Raw genomic sequence first — 26891 nt, 5'->3', positions numbered from 1 at the left:
AAGAGGGGCCAGTGGCTTGCGCCACGGCCCCTCAAGGATGCGAACGGTCGCGCTCAGCGCAGGAACGGGTCCACCGCGACGGCGACGAAGAGCAGCGACACATAGGTGATGGACCAGTGGAACAGCCGCATCTCCTTCAGCTTGGTCCCCGTCGCCTCGTGCTTGGCGCGGTTCTGGAGCGCGTGTGCCTCCCACAGCCACCAGCCGCCGGAGACCAGCGCGACGGCCGTGTAGAACCAGCCGGTGTAGCCGAGCGGGGTCAGCAGCAGCGAGACGGCCACCATCACCCAGCTGTAGAGGACGATCTGACGGGCCACGACCTTGTTGGAGGCGACCACCGGCAGCATCGGCACGCCGACCCGGGCGTAGTCCTCCCTGACCTTCATGGACAGCGGCCAGTAGTGCGGCGGCGTCCAGAAGAACATGACGAGGAACAGGATGACCGGCGCCCACGACATCGAATCGGTGACCGAGGACCAGCCGATGAGCACCGGCAGACAGCCCGCGATGCCGCCCCACACGATGTTCTGCGAGGTCCGGCGCTTGAGGATCATCGTGTACACGACGACGTAGAAGAGCAGCGCGCCCAGCGACAGGGCCGCCGAGAGCCAGTTGACCAGGAGCCCGAACCACAGCGTCGAGACGACGGCGAGCGAGATGCCGAAGACCAGACATTCGCGCGGCGAGACCATGCCGGTCACCAGCGGACGCTGGGAGGTGCGGTCCATCAGCGCGTCGATGTCGCGGTCGATGTACATGTTGAGGGCGTTTGCGCCGCCCGCTGAGAGGTACCCGCCCAGTGTCGTGGCGAAGACCAGCCACAGCGGGGGAACACCCTGCTCGGCCAGGAACATCACCGGAATGGTGGTGATGAGGAGCAGTTCGATGATCCGTGGCTTGGTCAGCGCCACAAAGGCCTTGACGCGGGCCCCGAATGGCCGATGGCCCCCCGGGCTGGGAGTCAAGACGACCCCTGCGGGTCGGGACTCGACGGCCGTCACGCACACCCCTGACAGAGAATTCCCAGCAAGTCCCCGGTATTCCGGCACGTTTCCGAGCGTGAAGGCCCGGTAAAGACTTGCGCGTACCACGCCACTGTAGACGTTGCCCATACGTCGCCATCCCCGGGGGTGGGGTCGTGTTGGGGATGGTTCGCCGGGAGGCGGATTTCGCCGGTCCCCGGCACCCTGGACGTGTCCGTCTCAACGTGCAGTCAGTCGAAAAAATGAGCGTTCCTGCGGGGGTAGGCTCGACAACGCCCGGTGCGCCCTCAGTCACCGGGAAACGACATGTGGAGAGGAGCCCTGACTCAGGGTGAGCACCAAGCCGACCACCACAGACCTCCAGTGGACCGAGCTGGACCAGCGGGCCGTAGACACCGGCCGCGTACTGGCCGCGGATGCCGTACAGAAGGTCGGCAACGGCCATCCAGGTACGGCGATGAGCCTCTCGCCGGCCGCGTACACCCTCTTCCAGAAGGTGATGCGGCACGACCCGGCGGACGCCGACTGGGTTGGACGCGACCGTTTCGTACTCTCCGCGGGCCACTCGTCCCTGACCCTCTACATCCAGCTGTACCTGGCCGGCTTCGGCCTGGAGCTGGACGACCTCAAGGCGTTCCGCACCTGGGGTTCGAAGACTCCGGGCCACCCGGAGTACGGCCACACCACCGGCGTCGAGACGACGACGGGCCCGCTGGGCCAGGGTGTCGCCAACGCGGTGGGCATGGCGATGGCCGCCCGCTACGAGCGCGGCCTGTTCGACCCGGAGGCCGCCCCCGGCACCTCCCCGTTCGACCACTTCGTCTTCGCGATCGCCGGTGACGGCTGCCTCCAGGAGGGCATCTCCTCCGAGGCGTCCTCGCTCGCCGGGCACCAGCAGCTCGGCAACCTGGTCCTTTTGTGGGACGACAACCACATCTCGATCGAGGGCGACACCGAGACCGCCGTCTCCGAGGACACCGTCAAGCGGTACGAGGCCTACGGCTGGCACGTCCAGCGCGTCGCGCCGAAGCCCGACGGCGACCTGGACGCGGAGGCGCTGTACGACGCGATCGAGGCCGCGAAGGCGGTCACCGACCGGCCGTCGTTCATCGCGATGCGCTCGATCATCGCCTGGCCCGCCCCGAACGCGCAGAACACCGAGGCCGCGCACGGCTCGGCGCTCGGCGACGACGAGGTGGCCGCCACCAAGCGCGTCCTCGGCTTCGACCCGGAGAAGTCCTTCTTCGTCGCCGACGAGGTTCTCGCGCACACCCGCGAGGCGCTCGACCGCGGCCGTGAGGCCAAGGCCGAGTGGGAGAAGACGTTCGCCGCCTGGCGCACCGCCAACCCGGAGCGCGCCGCCGACTTCGACCGCATCAACGCGGGCGAGCTGCCCGAGGGCTGGGAGTCGCACCTCCCGGTCTTCGAGACGGGCAAGGCGGTCGCCACCCGTGCCGCGTCCGGCAAGGTCCTCCAAGCGCTCGGCGCGGTCATGCCCGAGCTGTGGGGCGGCTCCGCCGACCTCGCCGGCTCGAACAACACGACCATCGACAAGACGTCGTCGTTCCTGCCGGCCGGCAACCCGCTGCCCGAGGCCGACCCGTACGGCCGCACCGTGCACTTCGGCATCCGCGAGCACTCCATGGCCGCGGAGATGAACGGCATCGCGCTGCACGGCCACACCCGCATCTACGGCGGCACCTTCCTGGTGTTCTCCGACTACATGCGCAACGCCGTGCGTCTGTCCGCGCTGATGCACCTGCCGGTGACGTACGTGTGGACGCACGACTCGATCGGTCTGGGCGAGGACGGTCCGACGCACCAGCCCGTCGAGCACCTGGCCTCGCTGCGCGCGATCCCCGGCCTCAACGTGGTCCGCCCCGCGGACGCCAACGAGACCGCCATCGCCTGGCGCGAGATCCTCAGGCGCTACACCAAGGTGTACGGCAAGGGGGCCCCGCACGGCCTCGTGCTGACCCGCCAGGGCGTGCCGACGTACGAGGTCAACGAGGACGCCGCCAAGGGCGGTTACGTGCTCGTGGACGCCGAGGGCGGCGACGCGCAGGTCGTGCTCATCGGCACCGGCTCCGAGGTCCAGCTCGCCGTCGAGGCGCGCGAGCAGCTCCAGGCCGCCGGTGTCCCGGCCCGAGTGGTCTCGATGCCGTGCGTGGAGTGGTTCGAGGCGCAGGACCAGGCGTACCGGGACAGCGTCCTTCCGCCGTCGGTCAGGGCGCGGGTCGCGGTCGAGGCCGGTATCGGTCTGACCTGGCACCGCTTCGTGGGTGACGCGGGCCGCATCGTCTCGCTGGAGCACTTCGGCGCTTCCGCGGACGGCAAGGTCCTGTTCAAGGAGTTCGGCTTCACCGCCGACCACGTGGCCGCGGCCGCCCGGGAATCGATCGAAGCCGCCGCGCGCTGACGCCGGTATACGAACTAGTAGGAGATGCATTTCTCATGACAGACGCACTCAAGCGCCTCTCCGACGAAGGCGTCGCGATCTGGCTCGACGACCTGTCGCGCAAGCGGATCACGTCCGGCAACCTGGCCGAGCTGATCGACCAGTCGCACGTGGTGGGTGTCACGACCAACCCGTCGATCTTCCAGAAGGCGATCAGCCAGGGTGACGGCTACGACACCCAGCTGACCGACCTCGCGGCCCGCAAGGTGACCGTCGAAGAGGCCATCCGCATGATCACGACGGCTGACGTGAGGGACGCCGCCGACATCCTGCGCCCGGTCTTCGACGCCACCGACGGCCAGGACGGCCGGGTGTCCATCGAGGTCGACCCGCGCCTGGCGCACAACACCCGGGCGACGGTCGCCGAGGCCAAGCAGCTCGCGTGGCTGGTGGACCGGCCGAACACGCTCATCAAGATCCCGGCCACCAAGGCGGGACTGCCGGCGATCACCGAGACCATCGGTCTCGGCATCAGCGTCAACGTCACGCTGATCTTCTCGCTGGAGCGCTACCGCGAGGTCATGGACGCCTACCTCTCGGGCCTGGAGAAGGCCAAGGAGCGCGGCCTGGACCTGTCGAAGATCCACTCCGTGGCGTCCTTCTTCGTGTCCCGTGTGGACACCGAGATCGACAAGCGCATCGACGCGCTCGGCACCGACGAGGCGAAGGCCGCCCGTGGCAAGGCCGGTCTCGCCAACGCGCGCCTGGCCTACCAGGCGTACGAGGAGGTCTTCTCCTCCGACCGCTGGAACGCGCTGGACAAGGCGCACGCCAACAAGCAGCGCCCGCTGTGGGCCTCGACCGGCGTCAAGGACAAGGCGTACAAGGACACCCTGTACGTGGACGACCTGGTGGCGCCCAACACGGTGAACACCATGCCGGAAGCCACCATGGAGGCGACCGCCGACCACGGGCAGATCACCGGCGACACGGTGACCGGCACCTACGAGCAGGCGCGTGCCGAGCTCGACGCGGTCGAGAAGCTGGGGATCTCCTACGACGAGGTCGTGAAGCTCCTCGAGGACGAGGGCGTCGAGAAGTTCGAGGGCGCCTGGAACGACCTGCTCAAGTCCACCGAGGCGGAGCTCAAGCGCCTCGCACCCTCGGAGGCGTAAATCTTGACTGCGATTCGCCAAGCGAATCCGCTTCGTGACGCCGCAGACCGACGGCTCCCGCGCATCGCGGGGCCGTCGGGCCTGGTGATCTTTGGCGTTACGGGCGATTTGTCCCGTAAAAAGTTGATGCCCGCCGTCTATGACCTCGCCAACCGCGGTCTGCTGCCGCCGGGCTTCTCCCTGATCGGCTTCGCCCGCCGCGAGTGGCAGGACGAGGACTTCGCTCAGGAGGTCCACGACGCGGTCAAGGCGCACGCCCGTACGCCGTTCCGTGAGGAGGTCTGGCAGCAGCTCATCCAGGGGATGCGCTTCGTCCAGGGCGACTTCGACGACGACGACGCGTTCGAGACCCTGAAGACCACGATCCAGGAACTCGACAAGGCACAGGGCACGGGCGGCAACTACGCCTTCTACCTGTCGGTGCCGCCGAAGTTCTTCCCCAAGGTCGTCCAGCAGCTCAAGAAGCACGGGCTCGCCGACCAGGCGAACGGATCCTGGCGCCGTGCGGTCATCGAGAAGCCGTTCGGCCACGACCTGATCTCCGCGGAGGAGCTCAACCAGGTCGTGCACGAGGTCTTCCCGCCCAACGAGGTCTTCCGGATCGACCACTACCTGGGCAAGGAGACCGTTCAGAACATCCTGGCCCTGCGGTTCGCGAACACCATGTTCGAGCCGCTGTGGAACCGCTCCTACGTCGACCACGTCCAGATCACGATGGCCGAGGACATCGGCATCGGCGGCCGGGCCGGCTACTACGACGGCATCGGCGCGGCCCGTGACGTCATTCAGAACCACCTGCTCCAGCTGATGGCGCTGACCGCGATGGAGGAGCCCGCCTCCTTCGACGCGGACGCGCTCGCGGCGGAGAAGACCAAGGTGCTCGGCGCCGTGCGGCTGCCCAAGGATCTCGGCAAGTCCACCGTACGGGCCCAGTACGCGGCCGGGTGGCAGGGCGGCGAGAAGGCCGTCGGCTACCTCCAGGAAGACGGCATCGACCCCAAGTCGAAGACCGACACCTATGCCGCGATCAAGCTGGAGATCGACAACCGCCGCTGGGCGGGCGTGCCGTTCTACCTGCGCACCGGCAAGCGGCTCGGCCGGCGCGTCACCGAGATCGCGGTGGTCTTCCAGCGTGCCCCGCACTCCCCCTTCGACCACACCGCCACGGAGGAGCTGGGCCAGAACGCCCTGGTCATCCGGGTGCAGCCGGACGAGGGCGTGACGGTGCGCTTCGGCTCCAAGGTGCCGGGCACCTCGATGGAGGTCCGCGACGTCTCCATGGACTTCGCCTACGGCGAGTCCTTCACGGAGTCGAGCCCCGAGGCCTACGAACGCCTCATCCTGGACGTCCTGCTGGGCGACTCCAACCTCTTCCCGCGTGTGGAGGAGGTCGAGCTGTCCTGGAAGATCCTCGACCCGATCGAGCAGTACTGGGACGCCCACGGCAAGCCCGCCCAGTACCCCTCGGGGACCTGGGGTCCCGACGAGGCGGACGAAATGCTCGCACGAGACGGACGGAGCTGGCGTCGGCCATGAAGATCGACCTTACGGACACCACGGCCAGCAAGATCAACAAGGCGCTCGTGCAGGGCCGCCGGGCCGTGGGCACCCCCGCGGTCGGCATGGTGCTCACGCTCGTCATCGTCACCGACGAGGAGAACGCCTACGACGCCCTGCGGGCGGCGAGCGACGCCTCGCGCGAGCACCCCTCGCGCACGCTCGTCGTCATCAAGCGCGTCTCGCGTTCGCCCCGCGACCGCACCAGCTCCCGCCTCGACGCCGAGGTACGGGTCGGCGCGGACGCCGGCACCGGCGAGACGGTGATGCTGCGGATGTACGGCGAGGTGCTCAACCACGCCCAGTCCGTGGTCCTGCCGCTGCTCCTGCCGGACGCCCCGGTCGTCGTCTGGTGGCCGGTGAACGCGCCGGTCGACCCGGCGAAGGACCCGCTGGGCGCGCTCGCCCAGCGCCGGGTGACCGACACCTACGCGGCCGAGCAGCCCATCGAGGAGCTGACCGCCCGCGCCGAGGCGTACACCCCCGGCGACACCGACCTGTCGTGGACGCGCATCACGCCGTGGCGCTCGATGCTGGCCGCGGCCCTCGACCAGGTGACCTGCAAGGTCGTCGGCGCCGAGGTGGAGGGCGAGGAGTTCAACCCGAGCTGCGAGCTGCTCGGGATGTGGCTCGCCGACCGGCTCGACGTGCCGGTCAGGCGTTCCTTGTCGCAGGGCCCCGGCCTGACCGCCGTACGTCTGGAGACGGACTGCGGTCCGATCGTCCTGGACCGTGCGGACGGCTCGCTCGCCACCCTGTCCATGCAGGGCCAGCCCGACCGCGCGGTGGCCCTCAAGCGCCGTGAGACCTCCGAACTCATCGCGGAGGAACTGCGCCGACTCGACCCGGACGACACCTACGCGTCCGCGCTGAAGTACGGCGTCGACAAGCTCGGCGAGGGTGTGGCGGAGAAGACCGCGCACGCCGGCAGGGACAGCGCGGACAACGCCGAGGCCAAGGCGGCTCCCGCGAAGAAGGCGGCGCCGGCCAAGAAGGCAGCGGCCAAGTGAGCACCCCGCAGCTGGTCGTCCACCGCGACAAGGAGCTGATGGCCGAGGCCGCGGCGGCCCGGCTCATCACGAAGGTCGTGGACGCCCAGGCGGCCCGCGGTTCGGCGTCCGTGGTCCTCACGGGCGGCCGCAACGGCAATGGGCTGCTCGCGGCGCTCGCCTCCTCACCGGCCCGGGACGCGATCGACTGGTCGCGGCTCGACCTGTGGTGGGGCGACGAGCGGTTCGTGCCCGAGGGCGACCCCGAGCGCAACTACACGCAGGCGTGTGAGGCGCTGCTCGACGCGGTGCCGCTGGACCCGAAGCGGGTCCACGCGATGCCGGCCTCGGGCGGAGCCTTCGGCAACGACGCGGACGCGGCGGCCGCGGCCTACGCGGCGGAGCTGGCGCGGGCGTCGGGGCCCGAGGACCACGGTCCGGTGCCGACGTTCGACGTGCTGATGCTGGGCGTCGGGCCCGACACCCATGTGGCGTCGCTCTTCCCGGAGTTGCCCGCGGTGCGGGAGACCGAGCGGATGGTCGTCGGGGTGCACGGCGCCCCGAAACCACCGCCCACCCGCATCTCGCTCACCCTCCCGGCGATCCGGGCGGCCCGCGAGGTGTGGCTGCTCGCGGCCGGCGAGGACAAGGCGCACGCGGCGGAGATAGCCCTGTCGGGCGCGGGCGAGGTCCAGGCCCCGGCCGCGGGCGCGTACGGCCGCGCCCGCACCCTGTGGCTCCTCGACGCGGCGGCCGCGTCCGAGCTGCCGCGGTCGCTGTACCCCCCGGCGTCCGCCTGACGTCGCACACGAGCCGGCCCGGTCTCCCCTTCGGGGGTGGACCGGGCCGGTTCCGTCATGTGCGGGTGGACCTCAACGGCCGCGCAGCGTGCGGTACTTGGCGACGAGCGCCTTGCTCGACGCGTCCAGCCCCGGCACGTCGGCGCCTTCGGTCAGGGCGGGCTCGACGCGCCTGGCGAGGACCTTGCCGAGCTCGACGCCCCACTGGTCGAAGGAGTCGATGTTCCAGATGGCGCCCTGGACGAACACCTTGTGCTCGTACAGCGCGATCAGCTGGCCGAGGACCGAGGGGGTCAGCTCCTCGGCCAGGATCGTGGTGGTGGGGTGATTGCCCTGGAACGTCTTGTGCGGCACGAGCTCCTCGGCCACGCCCTCGGCCCGCACCTCGTCCGGTGTCTTGCCGAAGGCCAGCGCCTGCGTCTGGGCGAAGAAGTTGGCCATCAGGAGGTCGTGCTGGGCGACCAGACCCGGCAGCAGATCGGCGACCGGCTCGGCGAAACCGATGAAGTCGGCCGGGATGACCTTCGTGCCCTGGTGGATCAACTGGTAGTACGCGTGCTGCCCGTTGGTGCCCGGGGTGCCCCACACGACGGGACCGGTCTGCCACTCGACCCGGTTGCCGTCGCGGTCCACGGACTTGCCGTTGGACTCCATGTCCAGCTGCTGGAGGTAGGCGGTGAACTTCGACAGGTAGTGCGAGTACGGCAGCACCGCGTGCGACTGGGCGTCGAAGAACGCCCCGTACCAGACTCCCAACAGGCCCATCAGCAAAGGCACGTTGGACTCGGCGGGGGCCGTGCGGAAGTGCTCGTCGACGAGGTGGAAGCCGTCGAGCATCTCGCGGAACCGGTCCGGGCCGACCGCGATCATCAGGGAGAGACCGATGGCCGAGTCGAAGGAGTACCGGCCGCCGACCCAGTCCCAGAAGCCGAACATGTTGGCCGTGTCGATGCCGAACTCGGCGACCTTGTCGGCGTTGGTCGACAGGGCCACGAAGTGCTTGGCGACGGCGTCCTGACCGGCCTTCAGCTCGGTGAGCAGCCAGTTGCGCGCCGAGGTGGCGTTGGTGATGGTCTCGATGGTGGTGAAGGTCTTGGACGCGATGATGAACAGCGTCTCGGCCGCGTCCAGGTCGCGGACGGCCTCGTGGAGGTCGGCGCCGTCCACGTTGGACACGAAGCGGACCGTCAACTCCCGGTCGGTGAACGCCCGCAGGGCCTCGTACGCCATCGCCGGGCCCAGGTCGGAACCGCCGATGCCGATGTTGACGACGTTCTTGATGGGCTTGCCGGTGTGCCCGGTCCACTGGCCCGAGCGGACCTTTTCGGAGAACCCGGCCATCTTGTCGAGCACCTCGTGGACGCCCGGCACCACGTTCTCGCCGTCGACCTCGATCACCGCGTCCCTGGGGGCGCGCAGCGCGGTGTGCAGCACGGCGCGGTCCTCGGTGACGTTGATCTTCTCGCCGCGGAACATGGCGTCCCGCAGTCCGGCGACGTCGGCGGCCGCGGCCAGCTCGCGCAGGAGTGCGAGGGTCTCGTCCGTCACCAGGTGCTTGGAGTAGTCGAGATACAGATCGCCGACCGCCACGGTGTAGGCGGTGCCCCGGCCGGGCTCGGCGGCGAACAGCTCACGCAGATGGGTGTCGCCCAACTGCTCCCGGTGCTTGCCCAGTGCGGTCCACTCGGGCATCTGGTTGAGCCTGGTACGGCTTCCTGCGTTCATCTCCGACATCAGCCCACTTCTCTCGTACTTGCGTACCTGCCCCGCTGCCCCTCCAACCTAATTGATCAGGAGGCGCGGGCAGGAATCAGCGCGGCGACGGCGGCGACGAACAAGCCGGACGCCAGCAGCGCCGGGGTGTTGAGACCCCAGGACGCGGCCGCCGCGCCGCCCAGGACGGCGCCCAGCGGGGCGCCCGCCACGGACAGCGTCCGGAACGCCGCGCTCACCCGTCCCAGCATCGCCTCCGGTGCGCGCTCCTGCACCAGCGTCGCCAGGTTCACGTTCCACACCATGCCCAGGAGGCCGAACAGGGCCATGGCCGCGGCCGTCACCTCCAGCGCGCGGACGGTGCCGATGGCCACCAGGCAGCCGGTCTGCACGACCCCGGCAAGGAGCAGGCCGCGTATCCGCCCGAGCCGTCGGGTCAGCGGCTTGGCGAGCAGCCCGCCGGCCACACTGCCGGCCCCGTACGCCGTGACGGTCGTGGCATAGCCGCTCCGCCCGGCGCCCAGCCAGCCGGTGATGTCGAGGACGAGAGTGGCGATGAGAGCGCCCATGCCGATGTTGCAGACGGTGGTGGCCGCGCACAGCCCGCGCAGCATCCGGTCGGCCCACAGGGCCCGCAGCCCCTCGGCCGTCTCGGCCCGCAGCGTGGAGCCCGGCTTCCGGGGCGCCCGTTCCGGGGCGTCGGGCCGCAGCGAGGCGACGAGGGCGGCGGCGAGGACGTAGCTGACCGCGTCCACCCCGTAGGGCGCCGCGACCGACACCGCGAGCAGCACCGGCACCAGCGGGGCCGCGAGGAAGCTGCCCGCTATCTGCTGGCCGGTCATCACCCGGGCGTTGGCGCTGCCCAGGGCGCCACTGGGCACGAGCGAGGGGAGCAGGGCGGTCGCCGCGTTGTCGAAGAGCGTGCCCAGGGTGGTCAGGGTGAAGGCGAGCGCCATCAGCAGGGGCAGGGAGGCGTGGCCGGTGCCCACGGCCACGGCGAAGGCGGCGACCAGGGCGGCACGGACCGTGTCCACGGCCCACATGGCGCGGCGCTGGTCCACCCGGTCGGCGAGCGCACCGCCGAGCAGCCCGAAGAGCAGCCAGGGCACATAGCCGCAGGCGGCGACGAGCGCGATGAGGAAGGGGTCGGAGGTGAGGGTGACGGCGAGCAGGGGCAGCGCGGCGGTGCGCAGCGCGTCACCGAAACGACTGACGACGGCGGCCGTCCACAGCCGGCCGAATCCCCCGCGCCAGGCGGGTTTCGTCGGCGCCGTGCCGCCCTCCACGACCTGCACCGCTGCCACAACTCCCCCTCGTGATCGGCTGCTTCACAAGGTAGAGGACACCACTGACAATCGCCGGTGACCTGCGCTTCGCCCCTCGGCGCGGAGGTGCGAGCGCTGAAGGACCCCGGAAACGCCGAAGGGCCCTGCGGATGAACCGAGTTCACCCAAGGGGCCCTTCATCTGTCAGATCTCGCCGCGGAGCTTGGCGAGCGCCTCCGCGAGGATCGCCTCGCCGTCCGCGTCGCTGCGCCGTTCCCGAACGTACGCCAAGTGGGTCTTGTACGGCTCCGTGCGTGGAGGGTCCGGCGGGTTGTCCCGGTCCTGTCCCGCGGGGAATCCGCAGCGCGGGCAGTCCCACGTCTCCGGAACCTGTGCGTCACTGGCGAAGCTCGGCTGCGTCTCGTGCCCGTTCGAGCACCAGAAGGAGATGCGAAGACGCGGCGCGGACTCGCCGCGCTCGGCCTCCCCCATCGGCCCCGCTCCGACCCGGCTTCCCCGGATCGCGTTGCCACTTGCCACGGTCGTAACTCCCTGCGTGATGGTGCTCGAAGATGCCCCAGTCTACGTAAGGCCCAACGCGCGTCCAGCGATTGGAGTTACACCCCACCCCCGAAACGCCGAATGGCAGCGGCTTACTTGAGCTTCATCAGCAGACCAAGTACGACAATGCACGCGAACCACAACAGACCGATCACGATGGTGATGCGGTCGAGATTGCGCTCGGCGACCGAGGAGCCACCGACGGAGGACTGCATGCCACCGCCGAACATGTCGGAGAGGCCGCCACCCTTCCCCTTGTGCATCAGCACCAGCAGCATCAGCAGCAGGCTGAAGACGATCAGGGCAATCGAGAACCCGACAATCACGGCTGGACCAACTTCCTAGGACTGATATGGCGACGGGGGCCGGGGGGACATCAACCATCCCTGTCCCGGCCCCCGCAAGGGTACGACGGATCCGCGCTACCGCATACTTACTGGTCGCGGAAGCGGACGATCTTGACGAACTCCTCGGAGTCCAGCGCGGCGCCGCCGACCAGGGCGCCGTCCACATCGGGCTGGGCCATGATCGCGGCCACGTTTCCGGACTTCACGGAGCCGCCGTACTGGATGCGCACCTTGTCGGCGAGCTCCTGGGAGTACAGCTCGGCCAGGCGCGCGCGGATCGCTCCGCACACCTCCTGCGCGTCCTCGGGCGTGGCGACCTCGCCGGTGCCGATCGCCCAGACGGGCTCGTAGGCGATGACGATGGACTCGGCCTGCTCGGCCGGCACGTCCTTGAGGCCGCCGTCGAGCTGGGCGAGGGTGTAGGGGACCTGCTCGCCGGCCTTGCGGACGTCGAGGCCCTCACCGATGCACAGGATCGGGGTCAGGCCGTGCTTGTAGGCGGCCTTCACCTTGGCGTTGCAGATGTCGTCCGTCTCGGCGTGGTACTGACGGCGCTCGGAGTGGCCCACGGCGACGTAGGTGCACTTCAGCTTGGCCAGCATCGGGCCCGAGATCTCGCCGGTGTAGGCACCGGAGTCGTGCGCCGAGATGTCCTGGGCGCCGTACTTGATCTTGAGCTTGTCGCCGTCGACGAGGGTCTGCACGGAACGCAGGTCGACGAAGGGCGGCAGGACCGCGACCTCGACGGCGTCGTAGTCCTTGTCGGCGAGCGCGAAGGCGAGCTTCTGGACGTGCGCGATGGCCTCGAGGTGGTTGAGGTTCATCTTCCAGTTGCCCGCCATCAGCGGGGTACGGGTGCTCACGGGTGTTCAGTCCTCCAGTGCGGCGAGGCCGGGAAGCGTCTTGCCCTCGAGGTATTCGAGGCTGGCGCCGCCACCGGTCGAGATGTGGCCGAACTTCGTCTCGTCGAAGCCCAGATTGCGGACGGCCGCGGCGGAGTCGCCGCCGCCGACCACGGTGAAGCCCTTGCTGTCGAGCAGGGCCTTGGCGACGGCGGCGGTACCGCCGGCGTAGTCGGGGTGCTCGGCGACGCCGACGGGGCCGTTCCAGAACACGGTCTCGGCGTCGGTGATCTTCGAGGCGAACAGCTCACGGGATTTGGGGCCGATGTCCAGGCCCTCCTCGTCCGCGGGGATCCTGTCCGCGTCGACGGTCTGGAAGGTGGCCGGCGCCTTGGTCTTCAGATCGGGGAAGTCCTTGGAGACCAGCACGTCGACGGGGAGCACCAGCTCGACGCCGGTCTCCTCGGCACGCTTCATGTACTCCTTGACGACCGGGATCTGGTCCTCCTGGAGCAGCGAGATGCCGACCTCGTAGCCCTTGGCCTTCAGGAAGGTGTACGCCATGCCGCCGCCGATGAGGAGGCGGTCGGCCTTGCCGAGCAGCTCGTCGATGACGGCGAGCTTGTCGGAGACCTTGGCGCCGCCGAGCACCACGGTGTACGGGCGCTTGACGTCCTCGGTCAGCTTCTTGAGGACGCCGACCTCGGTGGCGATGAGGTAGCCCGCGTAGTGCGGCAGGCGCGCCGGAAGGTCGAAGACGGAGGCGTGCTTGCGGTGCACCGCTCCGAAGCCGTCGCCGACGTACACATCGGCGAGGGCGGCGAGCTGGTCGGCGAACGCGCCGCGCTCGGCGTCGTCCTTGGCCGTCTCACCGGCGTTGAACCGCAGGTTCTCGATCACGGCGACCTGGCCGGGCTGCAGACCGTCGACCGCGTCGTGGGCGGCGGCGCCGACGGTGTCCTGGGCGAACGCGACCGGCGCGCCCAGGAGTTCGCCGAGCCGCTCGGCCGCGGGAAGCAGCGAGAACTGCGGGTCCGGGGCGCCCTTGGGACGGCCCAGGTGCGAGGCCACGACGACCTTGGCGTCGGCGGCGACGAGCGCCTTGAGAGTGGGAAGCACGGCGCGGATGCGGCCGTCGTCGGTGATGCGGCCGTCGTCCAGGGGCACGTTGAGGTCGGCGCGCACGAAGACCCGCTTGCCGGCGACCCCTTCGGCGAGAAGTTCGTCGATCGTCTTCATTGAGGGTGGCTCCTTGGGAGGTACGAGGCGGGGCGGTCAGGACAGGCGACAGGGCCCGTACAGCGCTTCATTGCGCTGCCCGAGCCCTGTAGCTCACATCAGGTGCCTACCGGACCGAGGTCAGAGCTGGCCGCCGACGAAGACGGTCAGGTCGACGAGGCGGTTGGAGTAGCCCCACTCATTGTCGTACCAGCCGAGGATCTTCACCGTCTTGCCCTCCTGAACCATGGTCAGGGAGGAGTCGAAGGTGCAGGAGGCCGGGTCGCCCACGATGTCCGAGGACACGATCGGGTCCTCGGTGTAGTAAAGGATGTTCTTCAGGTCGCCGTCGCCGGCGGCCTTCTTGAACGCGGCGTTGACCTCGTCCTTGGTGACCTCGCGCTGCAGCTCGACGACCAGGTCGGTGGCCGAACCGGTCGGGACGGGCACGCGCATCGCGATGCCGTCGAGCTTGCCCTTGAGCTGCGGCAGGACCAGAGCGGTGGCCTTGGCGGCACCGGTCGTGGTCGGAATGATGTTCTCGGCGGCGGCGCGGGCGCGGCGCAGGTCCGAGTGCGGGAAGTCCAGGATGCGCTGGTCGTTGGTGTACGCGTGGACCGTCGTCATCAGACCCTTGACGATGCCGAAGTTCTCGTCGAGGACCTTGGCCATCGGCGCCACACAGTTCGTGGTGCAGGAGGCGTTGGAGATGACGTGGTGGTTGGCCGCGTCGTACTTGTCCTGGTTGACGCCCATCACGATGGTGATGTCCTCGTCCTTGGCCGGGGCCGAGATGAGGACCTTCTTCGCGCCGCCCGCGATGTGCTTCTCGGCGTCGGCCTTCTTGGTGAAGATGCCGGTCGACTCGATGACGATGTCGACGCCCAGCTGACCCCAGGGGATGTCCGCCGGGTTGCGCTCGGAGAGCACCTTGATGGTGTGGCCGTCGACCGTGATGGTGTCGGCGGTGTGGGTGACCTCGGCCTTGAGGCGACCCAGGATGGTGTCGTACTTCAGGAGGTGAGCAGTGGTCGCGGTGTCACCAAGGTCGTTGACAGCCACGATCTCGATGTCTGCACCCTGCTCAAGCAGCGCCCGGAAGTAGTTGCGCCCGATGCGGCCGAAGCCGTTGATGCCTACGCGGATCGTCACGAACCGATCTCCTCGTTAGGTACGCCGGGTACTCGACGCCGGCGAGTTGTATGGGATGTCCCCGACCGCTTACGACCCTACCTCCCCGGGGCCCGCGAAGTGACATCAGAGCGCCCGTATGGTTCCGAAATCCTGCCCGGACCGGCCCGGAGGCCCGTATCTGGATGCGATACGGGCCTCCGGGGACCTTCGGCCCCACTACACGGTGTCAGCGGTGCAGTGCGCTGAGTGCTTTTCCGACGACCTGCTTGCGGCCGGCGGCGGTGCTGACGTTCTCCAGGCCGAAGCCGAGGAGGACGGTGGAGCGGGTGGTGACGGCGGCCGAGGAGTGGACGAGGGCCTGTGAACGGGCCCAGTCCCCGCTGTTGCCCGGACTGCCGGCCGGCGGTCCCGGCACGCTCCAGGGGCCGAGCGAGGTCTCGAAGCCCTCCGCCCCCCGCGGCGCACCGCCGACGACGAGCCTCGTGTCGTCGACGAAGGCGCCGAGGCCTCCCGTGCCCGGGTCGGACACATAGGCGACGGCGAGCTCGACCTGCTTGCCCGCGTAGGCGCCGAGGTCGACGGAGATCTGCCGCCAGCCGTTGGAGGAGCCGGTGAAGCGGTTCCAGGCGCCACTGGTGCCGGACGCCGTGCAGGCGGGCGAGCCGGGGGTGAGGTAGTGCGTGAGGAAGGGGTGCTCCTGGAGGAGGAAGCCCTGTTCGCACTGGCTGGGCACGCTGGTGGTGCTGGCGCCGTTGAGGTCCGGCAGCGTCGTCCAGTCGTCCTGGCCGACGGTGTGCGCCTCGATGATCACCTGGTCGTAACCGGGCTCGGTGTCGTAGCTGAGCTGGAAGTCCAGGCTGGGTTTGTCGGCGGCCGTCGTGCCGGTCAGGTCGACGGTGCGGGCGAGCCTCATGTACGCGTCGTCGCGGTGCTGGGCCGCGGCGAACCAGGACCCCTCGGCGGGCTCGAAGGGGGTGCGCACCCCGGGGTAGTCACCGGCGGGGGCGCTCTTGAACTGCGGGAACCGCGCCGGCTCCAGGGTGTCGGACGTGACGGTGTACGTGCCGGCCGCGGTCAGCGGGCTGCCGGGCGCGGCGGCCAGCGGGGCCGTGGCTCCGGCGAGTTTCCCGGACCCGGCGAAGGCGGGCGGGGACGTGAGCCCGGCCTTGTTGTAGGCGCCGAGGTAGTACTGCGAGAAGTCGTCGGAGAGGGCGCCCCCGCCGAGGTCGACGCTGCCGCCGGCCTGTTCACCGGCGTTGATCAGCTTGCCTCCCTCGTTGACGAAGTCGCGCACGGCGAACGTGGTGGCCGCCGTCGGCGGCGTCGACGGGTCGCTGCCGGTGTACCAGAGGACGTTCCGGAAGTGGCTGAGCACACCGAGCGCGCTGGGCGCGCCCTGGGTCGCCACGTCCCAGACGGCCGCCCTCCTGCCGTTGTCGGCGAGCGCCTTGGTGTAGAGCGCGGTGTTCTTGGCGGGCGCCGTGCCGCCCTCGTCGGCGAGGACCAGGGTGTCGGCGCCGGGCCGCGCGGCCACGGTGTACGTGAACGGCGTGCTGGAGGTGCGCTTCCCCGCCGCGGTACTGCCGGTGAACCACACCTCGACCTTGTCGCCCGCGCCCGCGTCCGCGACCTTGGCGCGGTACTGGTCGAAGCGGATGTTGTCCTCGCCGCCGAAGACGTCGCCGCCCTTCCAGGCCTTCAGTTCCTCGGTGTGCGTGCGGCCGCCGTTGATGCGGTAGTTGAGGGTCTTGTCGCGCACCGACTTGCGTACGGTGACGGCGACCTGCTGGTCGTCGTCGCGCGCGTAGGAGGTGGCGAAGGTGTCCGGCGTGAAGTCGGGGGCGTCGATGCCGACCGAGGAGGACGGCCGGTCGGGGTGGGCGGCGGTCTCGGCGACGGACAGCGCGAAGGGGATGTTCTTCTCGAACTCGCCCTGGATCAGCTTCTCGCTGTCGGGGAAGTTGAAGTCCGAGGGGCAGTCCGCGGCGTTCCACGCGTCGTTCGGGTCCACGTTCGAGGCCGTGGCGCAGGTCGACATCTCGGGGGTGAACATCATCGTGCCGTTGACGTTCGCCGCGTGGCCGTCGGCCTCGCCGTTGGTGGTGTAGAGCGCGGAGGAGAGCTCCGAGAGGTAGCCGGGGATGGCCGGCTTGTCGGGGGTGCCCGCCAGTGACTTGTAGATGACGTCGTCGGGCGTCGGCGTGGCGACCTGCCAGCCCACTCCGTACAGCAGCAGTTCGGCCGCGGAGTGGTAGTTGATCGCGTAGGCGAAGGGCACGCGCTTCTCGAAGGAGTCGAGCGCCTTGGTCTCGGGCTCGCTGCCGGCGCTCGGGCCTCGGTAGGTCTCGTTCGAGGGGTCGTCGGACGAACCCTCGTTGTCGTAGCCCCACTTGTAGGGGAAGTTGCGGTTCGGGTCGACGCCGTCGACGGAGGTGATCTTGCCGTCGCCGTTGTTGTCGCGGAGGTTCTTGCGCCACAGCCGGTTGCCGGGCGTGAAGGTGTAGTCGTAACCGTCCGGATTGGCTGAGAGCACGAACCACAGCTCGGTGGAGTCCACGATCCTGGTGATCCGCGGGTCCTTGCCGTAGTTGTCGAGGTAGTAGTGCATCAGCCGCCGGGTCATCTCCGGAGTGATCCACTCCCGGGCGTGCTGGTTGGACATGTACAGCGTGGCGGGCTTGGAGCCGTCCTTGGACTTGTTCGCGCCCTTGGTCAGCTTGAGGGCGAGGATGTCCTGGCCGTCCGTGGTCTTGCCGATCGACTCGACCTTGGTGAGCGACGGGTTGGCCTTGCCGGTGTCGAGGATCTCCTGCTTCAGGCCGTTCGGGCCGCTGTAGGGGCGGAACACGCCGTCGCCCGCGGCCTTGAGGTGGTTCTGGCTCTGGGCGGAGACCTTGCGCTCGGACAGGTCGACGCCCTTGCCGCGCAGCGCCGCGGCCTGGGACTTGGTGAGGTAGAGCTCGACTCCGGCCGAGCCCTTGGCGGGCAGCCGGGCGCCCAGTTCCTGGGCGTCGGCTCCGGCTTCCAGGAGCAACGGCAGTTGTGCGCGGCTGACCTGGGCGTTCCAGACGACGATGCCCTCGCCGTCCGCTCCGCTCTGACGGGCCTGGGCGGCGGGTGCCGCCATCAGGCCGGCCGTCAGCAGTGATGCAGCGGCGAGGATCGCTCTCGCTCTGCGTCTCATGAGCCCCCCTTGCTGATGTGTGCCACGGAAGTGGACAGACGCCAGGCTCATGACACTTCATGATCATGTCAATACCGCAGGTTCGGTGCCGCCGCTCACGGAAACGGAGCCGGCGCCCACCAAGTGGGCGCCGGGCGTGGCGAGTTGAGCGATGGACGGACTCAGCCGACCAGACCGTCCGCCATCTCCTCCGTCAAGTTGGACTCCGTGCCGGGGATGCCCAGGTCCTGGGCCCGCTTGTCGGCCATCGCCAGCAGGCGCCGGATCCGGCCCGCGACCGCGTCCTTGGTCAGCGGCGGGTCGGCGAGCGCGCCCAGCTCCTCCAGGGAGGCCTGCTTGTGCTCCATGCGCAGCCGGCCGGCGGCCGCCAGGTGCTCGGGCACCTCGTCCGCCAGGATCTCCAGGGCCCGCTGGACCCGTGCCCCCGCGGCCACCGCGGCCCGCGCCGAGCGGCGCAGGTTGGCGTCGTCGAAGTTGGCGAGGCGGTTGGCGGTGGCGCGGACCTCGCGGCGCATCCGCCGCTCCTCCCAGGCCAGCACCGACTCGTGCGCGCCGAGCCGGGTGAGCAGCGCTCCGATCGCGTCGCCGTCGCGGACGACCACCCGGTCCACACCGCGGACCTCGCGCGCCTTGGCCGCGATCTGGAGCCGCCGTGCGGCACCGACCAGGGCGAGGGCCGCCTCCGGGCCCGGACAGGTCACCTCGAGGGACGAGGAGCGGCCCGGCTCGGTCAGCGAACCGTGCGCGAGGAACGCGCCGCGCCAGGCGGCCTCGGCGTCACAGGTGGCCCCCGAGACCACCTGGGGCGGCAGGCCGCGGATGGGCCGCCCGCGCCCGTCGACGAGCCCGGTCTGGCGGGCCAGCTGATCGCCGCCCGCCACGACCCGTACGACGAACCGCGAGCCTCTGCGCAGGCCGCCGGGAGCCATCACGATCAGCTCGGAGCTGTGCCCGAAGATCTCCAGAATGTCCCGCTTGAGCCGGCGTGCCGCCATCGCGGTGTCCAGCTCCGCCTCGATCACAATGCGGCCGCTCACCAGGTGCAGCCCGCCCGCGAATCGAAGAATCGCCGAGACCTCCGCCTTCCTGCAGCAGGTCCGGGTGACGGGCAGCCGGGAAATCTCGTCCTTCACCGCCGGCGTCATCGCCATGGGCCGATCCTTCCATGCATCCGAAAAATACGGTCGTACGCGGCGGCCAACAGCTCCGGATCGTGCTTCGGAGAACCATCGGGCCTGGCCACGGGCGCCAGCTCGACCTCGGCTCCGAGCCGTTTCGCGGCTTCGGTCAGGCTCCCCCGGTCGGGCACGGCGGCCACATCGGCCAGCACCACGTCGAAGGCGAGTTTAGGGGCGTGTCGTCCCAAAACCTCCAAATGACGCTGCGGTGAGAAGCCATCGGTTTCACCCGGTTGTGGTGCGAGGTTCAGCGAGAGGACCTTGCGGGCCTTGGTCTCGGTGAGCGCGTCGAGCAGTTCGGGCACCATCAGATGCGGGATGACGGAGGAGAACCAGGAACCCGGACCGAGCACCACCCAGTCCGCGTCGAGCACCGCGGCGACCGCTTCGGGGACGGCCGGCGGGTCGTGCGGGACCACCTGGACGGAGAGCACCTCGCCGGGCGTGAGCGCCACCGTGGCCTGCCCGCGCACGGTGTCCACGTCCTCGGGGCGCTCCGGATCGTGCCCCCGTACGAGGGCTTCGAGCTCCAGCGGGACCGCGGACATGGGAAGCACCCGGCCCTGGGCGCCGAGCAGCTTGCCGACCAGGTCGAGGGCCTGCACATGGTCGCCGAGCTGTTCCCACAGGGCGACGATCAGCAGGTTGCCCACGGCGTGCTCGTGCAGCTCGCCCTTGGACTGGAAACGGTGCTGGATGACCCGGGACCACGTCTGGCCCCAGTCGTCGTCGCCGCACAGCGCGGCCAGCGCCTTGCGCAGGTCGCCGGGCGGCAGCACGCCCAGCTCGTCGCGGAGCCGGCCGCTGGAGCCGCCGTCGTCGGCGACGGTGACGACGGCCGTCAGGTCGCCGGTGATGCGGCGCAGCGCGGCGAGCGAGGCCGAGAGGCCCATGCCGCCGCCGAGGGCGACGACCTTGGGCTGGGCGCCCCGCTTGCGGCCGGTGCGCAGCCCCGGACCGACGGTGCGCCGACGGTACACCTTCACTCGCGCCCCATGTCCCGGTGTACGACGACGGTCTCGATCCCCTCGGAGGCGAGGCGGGCGGCGAGCTTCTCGGACATGGCGACCGAGCGGTGCTTGCCGCCCGTGCAGCCCACCGCGATCGTCACGTACCGCTTGCCCTCGCGGCGGTAGCCCGCCGCGATCAGCTGGAGGAGCTCGCTGTACTGGTCGAGGAACTCCTTGGCGCCGGGCTGGTTGAAGACGTAGCCCGACACCTCCTCGTTCAGGCCGGTGAAGGGCCTCAGCTCCGGCACCCAGTGCGGATTGGGCAGGAAGCGGCAGTCGACCACCAGGTCGGCGTCGACCGGCAGGCCGTACTTGTAGCCGAACGACATCACGGTGGCCCGCAGCTCCGGCTCCTCGTCGCCGGCGAACTGGGCGTCCATCTTGGCGCGCAGCTCGTGGACGTTGAGGCTGGAGGTGTCGATCACCAGGTCGGCGTCGCCGCGCAGCTCGCGCAGCAGGTCGCGCTCGGCGGCGATGCCGTCCACGATCCGGCCGTCGCCCTGGAGCGGGTGCGGGCGGCGCACCGACTCGAAGCGGCGCACCAGCGTGTCGTCGGAGGACTCCAGGAAAACGATCCGCCGGGTGACCTCCTTGGCGTCGAGGTCGGCGAGCGACTCGCGGAGGTTGTCGAAGAACCGGCGGCCGCGCACGTCGACGACGACGGCGATGCGCGCCACATTGCCCTGGGAGCGGGCGCCGAGCTCCACCATGGTGGGGATCAGCGCGGGCGGCAGGTTGTCGACGACGAACCAGCCGAGGTCCTCGAGACACTTGGCGGCGGTGCTGCGCCCGGCGCCCGACATACCGGAGATGATCACCAGCTCGGGGATGGGCGCATCGGCCCCGCCGGCCTCGATCGTGGTGCCCGTACTCACGTCTACTCCTGCTTCTCGGTCTTCTTCGTTCTGCTCAGTCATGTCGTGCTGCCCCCGTCGTCCTCTTCAATGATCTCTCCTGTCGCCGTGTTCACGGCGGGCGCCGCCGGGGCGGCCTGCGCGAGGAACGCGGCAACGGTCTCGGCCGTCTTGCGGCCTATGCCGGGGACCTCGCAGATCTCGTCGATTGTCGCCGACCGGAGCCTCTTCACCGAGCCGAAGTGCTTGATCAGAGCATGTTTGCGGGTGTCGCCGAGGCCGGGCACGGCATCGAGGGGGCCCGCCTTGAAGCGCTTGGTCCGTTTGGCCCTCTGGTAGGTGATGGCGAAGCGGTGGGCCTCGTCACGCACCCGCTGCAGGAGGTAGAGCCCCTCGCTGGAGCGGGGCAGCACCACGGGGTCGTCCTCGCCGGGCACCCAGACCTCTTCGAGGCGCTTGGCGAGCCCGCACACGGCGATGTCGTCCATCCCCAGCTCGTCGAGGGCCCGCTTGGCCGCGGCGACCTGCGGCTGCCCGCCGTCGACGACGAGGAGCTGCGGGGGGTAGGCGAACCGCTTGGGGCGGCCGTCCTCGTCCTGGAGCGCGGACACCTCACCGGACGCGGGGCCGGGCGCCGCGGGGAGCGGAACCGGGGCGCCGGGCCCGGGAGCGGCGGGCGTCCCGGCGGCGGTGGGGCCGGCCCCCTCCTCGGTCTCGTCCCCGGTCTCCTCCTCGGCCCACTCCCCCGTACGCGCCTTCTCGGCCAGGTACCGCTTGAAGCGGCGGCTGATCACCTCGTGCATGGACCGGACGTCGTCCTGGCCCTCGAAGCCCTTGATCTGGAAGCGCCGGTATTCGCTCTTGCGCGCGAGGCCGTCCTCGAAGACGACCATCGAGGCCACCACGTCGTCGCCCTGGAGGTGCGAGATGTCGAAGCACTCGATGCGCAGCGGCGCGCTGTCGAGGTCCAGGGCCGCGGCGATCTCCTCCAGCGCGCGCGAGCGCGTGGTCAGGTCGGACGCGCGCTTGGTCTTGTGCAGCATGAGCGCCTGCTGCGCGTTGCGCGCGACCGTGACCATCAGGGCCTTCTTGTCGCCGCGCTGCGGGATGCGCAGCGAGACGGCGGAGCCGCGCCGGGCGGCGAGCCAGCCGCTCACCGCGTCCGCGTCCTCGGGCAGCGCCGGTACCAGGACCTCCTTCGGCACCGAGTCGCCGGTCTCCTCGCCGTACAGCTGCTGGAGCGCGTGCTCGACCAGGCCCGCGGTGTCGACCGCCTCGACCTTGTCGGTGACCCAGCCGCGCTGGCCGCGCACCCGGCCGCCGCGCACGTGGAAGATCTGGACGGCCGCCTCCAGCTCGTCCTCGGCGACCGCGATCAGATCGGCGTCGGTGGCGTCGTTGAAGACGATCGCGTTCTTCTCCAGCGCCTTCCTGAGCGCGCCCAGGTCGTCCCGGAGCCGCGCCGCCCGCTCGTACTCCATGTCCTCGGCCGCGACCATCATGTCCCGCTCGACGCGGCGCAGGTACGCGCCGGTGCGGCCGGTCATGAAGTCGCAGAAGTCCTCGGCCAGTTCGCGGTGTTCCTCGGGCGTGACGCGGCCGACACAGGGCGCCGCGCACTTGCCGATGTAGCCGAGCAGACAGGGCCGGCCGATCTGCGCCGAACGCTTGAACACGCCGGCCGAGCAGGTGCGCACCGGGAACACGCGGAGCATCAGGTCGACGGTCTCGCGGATCGCCCACGCCTGTCCGTACGGCCCGAAGTAGCGCACGCCCTTCTTCTTGGCGCCGCGCATGACCTGAACGCGCGGGAACTCCTCGTTCATGGTCACCGCGAGATACGGATAACTCTTGTCGTCGCGGTACTTGACGTTGAAGCGGGGGTCGAACTCCTTGATCCAGGAGTATTCGAGCTGGAGCGCCTCGACTTCGGTGGCGACGACGGTCCACTCCACGGAGGCGGCCGTGGTGACCATCGTGGCCGTGCGGGGGTGCAGACTCGTCAACGGCTGGAAGTAGTTGGCGAGCCGCTGGCGCAGGGACTTCGCCTTGCCGACGTAGATCACTCGGCGGTGGTCGTCGCGGAATTTGTAGACCCCCGGCGAGTCGGGGATCTGTCCCGGCTTGGGGCGGTAGGTGGAGGGGTCTGCCATGCCCACCACCCTACTGGCGCCCACCGACACCACCCCGCCCCTGGGGCCCCGTCCGCGGACCCCGTTCGCACGCTGCCCCCTCCCCAAGCTCTCAACGAGCAGGGGGACCCCCATGACGGGCTGAGGCTGCCCCTGCCGAGCCCCGTCGGGGGTGCGGGGAACCGCGTCGGGGAACATCGGTACAGCGGTTGCCGGTGAGAACGATCTTGTTCAGGGTGTGAGGGCGCTGCCCCCGTTCTCGTACTCGCGGCGGCCCTTGCGCCGGGCCGGGACCGCGGGACGGTCCTGGCTGCCGCCGAGCGGCCGGCAGCGGGCGAGGAGCCCTCGGTGCACGGCGGGGACGGCGCTGACGCGCAGGGTGCTGCCCAGGCCATCTCGGAGATGTGCAGGGTGCCGCCCGGCCGCGCGTACGTGAGCAGTTCGCCGAACTTCGGGCGCTGGAGCGGGTGGAGGCGGCTGGCGGTGCCGGGGTCCTCCTCGAAGACGACCGCGTCCTCGATCCCGGCCTCGTCCGGGACGAGGCTCTGCCGGGCGGCGAGCTGGTCTGCTGGCCGGGAATCGGATCGCCATCAACGGGGTTGGTGGGGGAAAGCCGATGTCGAAGAGCATATTGAAGGGCCATGATGCGAGCGATTCAGGTGTACGAGGTGGGCGGTCCGGAGGTGCTGAAGGAGGCCGAGGTGGACCAGCCGCGGCCGGGTCCGGGCGAGGCGGTCGTGGAGGTCGCCGCATCCGGGGTCAACTACCTCGACGTCTACCACCGCGAAGGCCGGTACAGCCTCCCGCTGCCCTTCACCCCGGGCGCTGAGGGCGCCGGCACGGTCGTCGAAGTCGGTCCCGGCGTCGCTGACGTCGCAGTCGGGGACCGGGTTGGTTGGGTGGAGATTCCCGGCACGTATGCCGAGCGGGCCGTCGTGGACTCCTCCCGGCTGGTGCCGCTGCCCGACGACATCGACTTCGAGACAGCCGCCGCCGTGCTCCTCCAAGGCATGACCGCGCACTATCTCGTCAAGGACGCCTACCCGGTTCAGGGGGGCGACACGGTGCTCGTGCATGCGGCTGCTGGTGGCATGGGGCTGCTTTTGACCCAGCTCATCACCCATCTCGGCGGCAGGGTGATCGGCACGACGTCGACCACGGCGAAGGCCGAGCTGGCGAAGCGTGCCGGGGCCGCTGAGGTGATTCTGTCCTCTGCGGTCGACGATCTCGCAGCCGAGGTGAGGCGGCTCAACGGCGGTCAGGGACTGCCGGTCGTCTTCGACGGCGTCGGCGCGCACACCTTCGATGCGAGCCTCGCCAGCCTGCGGTCCCGCGGCCATCTCGTGCTCTTCGGCGCGGCAAGTGGTGCCGTGCCTCCGTTTGATCCGATTCGGCTCGCCCACGGCGGTTCGCTGACCCTGATCCGGCCCAGCCTCGGGGATTTCATCGCCGATCGGTCCGAGCTGCTCCGACGGGCCGCCGATGTGTTCGAGTGGGTGCGCTCCAAGGCGCTCGCGGTCACCGTAACGGGCCGCTACGCATTGTCCGAGGCCGCCCAGGCCCACAGCGATCTGGAGGCTCGGCGTACCACCGGCAAGCTGCTCGTCGTACCCGGTGCGGCCGCTCTTGGACGCCGCGAGGAAACACAGAGCTGACGCGGGTGACGAGGTCGGGGATCTTGGAGGCCGGGATGTCGAGGGCATGGCCGTCCGTCATCGCCAAGATCCCCGACAGCGTCAGGCACTCAGCAGGCCAAGAGCAAGTTCTGGCGGGTTTCTGGCGTATCCGGGTCGCGCAGTGGGCGCAGGGCGCCCCGAAGCCGGGGAACTGTGCGAGAAGCGAGCACGGTCCGCGGACGAACCGGGGTCTTGACGGGCGCGGGGAACTGCGCGAGCAGCGGGCACGGCCCGCGGACGACAGCGGGGTCAGGGGCGCGGGGAACTGCGCGAGCAACCCGCGCCCCGGGGTGGGGGCGGCCGGTGCGGGGCCGGGGCCGGGGGCCCCGCACCGGCCCCGGGCCTACCCCCGCACCCCCCGCCGCCTGCGCAGCACGCCCACCCCGGCCAGCCCGGACACCAACACCGCGCCGGCGACGGACACCACCGTCAGGGAGTCGTCGCTCCCCGTACCACGAGGCGCGGCCGTCTCCGCGTAGCCGCCCGCCTTGCCCGACCTGTCGTACGCCGAGCCCGGCAACTTGTCCCCGTACGCCGTGGCGACGCGCTTCTGGTAGCCCGCGAGCGTGGTGCCACCGGCACCGATCGCCTTGACGGCGTCCTCGTCGAGCGGCAGCACCTTGCTGCCCTTCTCCACGTACCAGGCGTTGATCTGCGGCTCCTGGAACACGGTGCCGCCGGGGAGCTTCGCGGCCCCGGCCGCGGCGTAGCGGGACTCGTCGTCGCCGGTCGCTATGTTGACGACCTTCCACGTCGCGTCCTGCCGGACCGTCCACAGCGAGGCCTTCTGGCCGTCGGCGGCGACGGCCGTGGAGGCGAGGTACTCCAGCTGGGCGACCGGAGCGCCGGCCTTGCCCGCCACGAACTGCGGGGAGAGCGCGTAGACGGGCACCGCGTCACCCTCGATGTGCGGGTCCGCGGCCTTCAGGGCCACCTTGCCGTCCCGGGAGAAGAAGCGGGCGAGCGTGTCGAGGGTGGCGGGGGCGGACGCGGCCTGGCGGGCCGCGGCCCTGGACTCGGCGGAGGCGAGCGGTGACGGGACGGACGGGCCGGCGACGGCGGCCGGGGCCGCGAGAGCGACGAGCGACACGGCGATGACCGCGGGCACGAGACGGGTCGGCTTCATCGTGGTCACGCCCCGATCCGGTACAGCGAGTGGGTCCAGGAGAAGGAGTCGTTGTTCACGTACCAGTCGTGCGACGCCCAGTTGTAGCGGGTGTTCGAGGGCCAGGGATCGCCCCAGTACACCCAGGAGTTGGCGTCGTCGTAGCCGTACACGACGTGCATGTGACCTCCGCCGCTCGACCACTGGATGCGGGTCTCGATCGGGCGGTTGCTGTTGATCTCGCTCTGTACGGTCGCGTAGCGCAGCCACCCGGTCACGTACGAGCCCGAGTTGATGCCCGCCCAGTTCAGGGCGTTCTGCACATTGCCCAGATCCGCCTGCCAGTTGGGGCAGTCGTAGCCCTGCGCACGGCCGAAGGCGGCGTTGCAGAACTGGTTCTGGGTGTAGGTGCGACCGAACCAGGTGGCGATGGTGTTGCCACTGCCGGCCCAGCACCAGTTGTCCTTCTGCTGGGACTGCATGGTGATGTTGAGGCGCTTGGAACCGGCAGCACTCGCCGCGGCGGCTGCGGCGGGCACCGGCTTGTCGCTGTGCGGGGCGGCGGTGGCCGTTGCCGTGGGGGCGGCAAACAGGGCCGCCACCACGAGGGTGAGGGCGGACAGCCGTCTCTTCTTGTCGCGCATCGCGTTCCTCCCATGGCGGGGTGGGGGGTTGGGGATGGTGGGGGATCGCGTCCGGACGCTTGCTGATGAGCATCGGGCGTTGTCGAGAGCAGGTCAACGCGCTTGAATGCGGGGTGGGACGCGGGT

General features: G+C 70.0%; 22 protein-coding genes. 6 read left to right on the top strand and 16 right to left on the bottom strand.

Annotation, left to right across the window (positions count from 1 at the left end):
• Window positions 1-53: 53 nt before the first annotated feature.
• The gene (locus OG432_RS27055) at window positions 54-1007 is read right to left on the bottom strand and encodes a heme o synthase (RefSeq protein WP_328313568.1); all 954 of its coding nucleotides are present in this window, start codon (window positions 1005-1007) and stop codon (window positions 54-56) included.
• Window positions 1008-1314: 307 nt separating this feature from the next.
• Between OG432_RS27055 and tkt the strand changes: the two genes are divergently transcribed.
• The 5 genes from tkt to pgl are packed head-to-tail and all read left to right on the top strand — an operon-like array spanning window position 1315 to window position 7902.
• A complete protein-coding gene (tkt, locus tag OG432_RS27050; RefSeq protein ID WP_328313567.1) occupies window positions 1315-3402 on the top strand; it encodes a transketolase in 2088 nt (695 codons plus the stop codon).
• 35 nt (window positions 3403-3437) lie between these two features.
• Window positions 3438-4556, top strand: a complete 1119-nt coding sequence (gene tal / locus OG432_RS27045; protein WP_328313566.1) for a transaldolase — start codon at window positions 3438-3440, stop codon at window positions 4554-4556.
• Between the two features lie 3 nt (window positions 4557-4559).
• The gene (zwf, locus tag OG432_RS27040) at window positions 4560-6092 is read left to right on the top strand and encodes a glucose-6-phosphate dehydrogenase (RefSeq protein WP_328313565.1); all 1533 of its coding nucleotides are present in this window, start codon (window positions 4560-4562) and stop codon (window positions 6090-6092) included.
• The gene (opcA, locus tag OG432_RS27035; protein ID WP_328313564.1) at window positions 6089-7123 is read left to right on the top strand and encodes a glucose-6-phosphate dehydrogenase assembly protein OpcA; all 1035 of its coding nucleotides are present in this window, start codon (window positions 6089-6091) and stop codon (window positions 7121-7123) included. Before zwf ends, opcA begins: the two co-directional genes overlap by 4 nt.
• Window positions 7120-7902, top strand: coding sequence for a 6-phosphogluconolactonase (gene pgl / locus OG432_RS27030; RefSeq protein WP_328313563.1), 783 nt, complete (start codon window positions 7120-7122; stop codon window positions 7900-7902). The genes opcA and pgl overlap by 4 nt, the downstream gene beginning before the upstream one ends.
• A 72-nt stretch (window positions 7903-7974) precedes the next feature.
• Here pgl and pgi read toward each other — a convergent pair whose 3' ends face one another.
• The 13 genes from pgi to OG432_RS26965 form a co-directional block, all read right to left on the bottom strand.
• Entirely contained in the window at window positions 7975-9627 is a 1653-nt protein-coding gene (pgi, locus tag OG432_RS27025; protein WP_328315256.1) for a glucose-6-phosphate isomerase, read from the bottom strand.
• A 65-nt stretch (window positions 9628-9692) separates the two neighbouring features.
• On the bottom strand, window positions 9693-10919 hold the full coding sequence (locus OG432_RS27020; RefSeq protein WP_328313562.1) for an MFS transporter: 1227 nt from the start codon (window positions 10917-10919) through the stop codon (window positions 9693-9695).
• Between the two features lie 165 nt (window positions 10920-11084).
• Window positions 11085-11420: an RNA polymerase-binding protein RbpA gene (locus OG432_RS27015; RefSeq protein ID WP_003976875.1), complete on the bottom strand. Its 336-nt coding sequence runs from the start codon at window positions 11418-11420 to the stop codon at window positions 11085-11087.
• Window positions 11421-11533: 113 nt separating this feature from the next.
• Window positions 11534-11767 carry a preprotein translocase subunit SecG gene (secG, locus tag OG432_RS27010; protein WP_261711188.1) on the bottom strand — a complete coding sequence of 78 codons (234 nt, stop codon included), beginning with the start codon at window positions 11765-11767 and terminating at the stop codon, window positions 11534-11536.
• Window positions 11768-11874: 107 nt separating this feature from the next.
• Window positions 11875-12651, bottom strand: a complete 777-nt coding sequence (gene tpiA / locus OG432_RS27005) for a triose-phosphate isomerase (protein WP_328313561.1) — start codon at window positions 12649-12651, stop codon at window positions 11875-11877.
• Window positions 12652-12657: 6 nt separating this feature from the next.
• On the bottom strand, window positions 12658-13869 hold the full coding sequence (locus OG432_RS27000; protein WP_328313560.1) for a phosphoglycerate kinase: 1212 nt from the start codon (window positions 13867-13869) through the stop codon (window positions 12658-12660).
• A gap of 120 nt (window positions 13870-13989) precedes the next feature.
• Entirely contained in the window at window positions 13990-15000 is a 1011-nt protein-coding gene (gene gap, locus OG432_RS26995; RefSeq protein ID WP_328313559.1) for a type I glyceraldehyde-3-phosphate dehydrogenase, read from the bottom strand.
• A gap of 208 nt (window positions 15001-15208) precedes the next feature.
• Complete coding sequence (locus tag OG432_RS26990) at window positions 15209-18166, bottom strand: M14 family metallopeptidase (protein ID WP_328313558.1); 2958 nt, start codon at window positions 18164-18166, stop codon at window positions 15209-15211.
• A 161-nt stretch (window positions 18167-18327) separates the two neighbouring features.
• Window positions 18328-19317, bottom strand: a complete 990-nt coding sequence (whiA, locus tag OG432_RS26985) for a DNA-binding protein WhiA (protein WP_120724474.1) — start codon at window positions 19315-19317, stop codon at window positions 18328-18330.
• Complete coding sequence (locus OG432_RS26980) at window positions 19308-20330, bottom strand: gluconeogenesis factor YvcK family protein (protein ID WP_328313557.1); 1023 nt, start codon at window positions 20328-20330, stop codon at window positions 19308-19310. The genes whiA and OG432_RS26980 overlap by 10 nt, the downstream gene beginning before the upstream one ends.
• Window positions 20327-21271, bottom strand: coding sequence for an RNase adapter RapZ (gene rapZ / locus OG432_RS26975; protein WP_328313556.1), 945 nt, complete (start codon window positions 21269-21271; stop codon window positions 20327-20329). The genes OG432_RS26980 and rapZ overlap by 4 nt, the downstream gene beginning before the upstream one ends.
• Window positions 21268-23361, bottom strand: coding sequence for an excinuclease ABC subunit UvrC (gene uvrC / locus OG432_RS26970; RefSeq protein WP_328313555.1), 2094 nt, complete (start codon window positions 23359-23361; stop codon window positions 21268-21270). Before uvrC ends, rapZ begins: the two co-directional genes overlap by 4 nt.
• A 210-nt stretch (window positions 23362-23571) precedes the next feature.
• On the bottom strand, window positions 23572-23694 hold the full coding sequence (locus OG432_RS26965; protein ID WP_328313554.1) for a hypothetical protein: 123 nt from the start codon (window positions 23692-23694) through the stop codon (window positions 23572-23574).
• A 305-nt stretch (window positions 23695-23999) separates the two neighbouring features.
• Between OG432_RS26965 and OG432_RS26960 the strand changes: the two genes are divergently transcribed.
• The gene (locus OG432_RS26960) at window positions 24000-24995 is read left to right on the top strand and encodes a quinone oxidoreductase family protein (protein WP_443058466.1); all 996 of its coding nucleotides are present in this window, start codon (window positions 24000-24002) and stop codon (window positions 24993-24995) included.
• Between the two features lie 364 nt (window positions 24996-25359).
• Here the strand turns inward: OG432_RS26960 and OG432_RS26955 are convergent, their stop codons facing one another.
• Entirely contained in the window at window positions 25360-26142 is a 783-nt protein-coding gene (locus OG432_RS26955; protein WP_328315254.1) for a hypothetical protein, read from the bottom strand.
• A 5-nt stretch (window positions 26143-26147) separates the two neighbouring features.
• Window positions 26148-26765, bottom strand: coding sequence for a papain-like cysteine protease family protein (locus OG432_RS26950; protein WP_328313553.1), 618 nt, complete (start codon window positions 26763-26765; stop codon window positions 26148-26150).
• Window positions 26766-26891 lie beyond the last annotated feature (126 nt).

Origin of the sequence: Streptomyces sp. NBC_00442, from assembly GCF_036014195.1 — a bacterium.
In the GTDB taxonomy this organism is placed as follows: domain Bacteria; phylum Actinomycetota; class Actinomycetes; order Streptomycetales; family Streptomycetaceae; genus Streptomyces.
Note: the sequence above shows the minus strand (reverse complement) of the source record. Positions and strands in the feature narration are given on the sequence as shown.